The organism is Microcoleus sp. Pol12B4 (assembly GCF_036701385.1).
Taxonomy (GTDB): domain Bacteria; phylum Cyanobacteriota; class Cyanobacteriia; order Cyanobacteriales; family Microcoleaceae; genus Microcoleus.
The window spans coordinates 1-1,233 of sequence record NZ_JAUBQR010000457.1 but is presented as its reverse complement, the minus strand read 5'-3'; the positions used below and the strand labels follow the sequence as shown (position 1 = coordinate 1,233).

General features: G+C 39.9%; 1 protein-coding gene. It reads right to left on the bottom strand.

Translation table 11 applies throughout. From position 1 onward, the window contains the following. Positions 1-287 precede the first annotated feature (287 nt). Positions 288-917, bottom strand: coding sequence for a TraX family protein (locus QUA38_RS29020; RefSeq protein ID WP_333167993.1), 630 nt, complete (start codon positions 915-917; stop codon positions 288-290). Positions 918-1,233: the final 316 nt, after the last annotated feature.

The window sequence follows — 1,233 nt, the reverse complement described above, 5'->3', positions numbered from 1 at the left end:
GGCGATCGCAACTCGCATTTGATACTACTTGGCCTCTGTGTTCGCTTCGGTTTAATTATACTTTACAACTCGTTACAATATTTTGTCATTCTCAGCCTAGGGAAAAATCTCACAGACGGGTAAGCTAGCAAAGATCCCCGACTTCTGTCAGATAGTCCTGGATGACAGAGTGAAGGCAAGTTACAGGAAAGCGAGCGCGCTCTTCTGGGGGCGATCGCTCAGAGACGCGGTTGTACTTCGCTTAAATAAAAAATCAACAATTAACTAATTATCATCCCCAGTCTTATTTAGACAATTGTTCGCAGTGCCGCTAGCCCCCCAAGGTGTAGTGGGTAAAAATAATAGAAAAATCTTTTTTCTAAAGCCGTTGGTTTTTGGTCTTTAGAGGTATCGTAGTATGCCAGAACTAGCGGTGTGAATATAGCGAAAATTTGAATCCAACTGTTGCAACTAATTGTATATGCGATATTTGCTATAGTCCAGCCTAACCACCAAAGGCGATCGCCTCCTCCATTCCACCTAATCATCAATAGCGGGCAAGCCACTGCATACCAGCCGTAAGTCACTCCTAAAATTTGAGCACTTACTAGACCTATGCTTAAAACTGCAATTTTGCGATCGAAGCGTCGGATGTAGCTCAAAGTTAGTGCTGCTACGGCAAAGCTAAACATGATGTTTAACTGTAAATTGCCAAAAAGTAAGATATGAGGTATTTGAGAAAGTACCCCAAATAATATCAGTCGAGTAATTAGAGGATTTTTGTCCCCCGGTCGTTTCCAGTTTTGAGCAAACACCCAACTAAACAACGGAAAACTGAGGCGGCCCATGATACGCATGGGTTCTGCTTCAAGCATCAATCCGATGTGGTCTATTAGCATTAGAGCTGCCGCCAACCATTTAATTTGATTTTGATTCATACAAGTGATTTTCAAATTATGTTAGTAAAATATCGTGTGTTGTACTAATTAAATGACGGTGGCGACAATTTTTTTGCCAAAAATTTACTTATTTTAGCTGTGTCAGTAGGTTTTATCTGCTATAAAGTGCAGTTTTTGAAGCTGCTTTCAAGTGTGGCTCGTTCGTATTTTGTCTATAGTTATTGAAAGGAGTATTTGTTTTCTTTAAAATCGTCACTAAAATTAAATCGACTGTACTTACAATACTCCGGACAGTTTTTAAGCAGCCAGAGTACCATAAGACAAGACTGAAGGAAGATTTGGATGATTTAAAATC

Coding starts and splice junctions, on each gene's coding strand:
- QUA38_RS29020 (WP_333167993.1), bottom strand. CDS start 917: ATGAATCAAAATCAAATTAAATGGTTGGCGGCAGCTCTAATGCTAATA.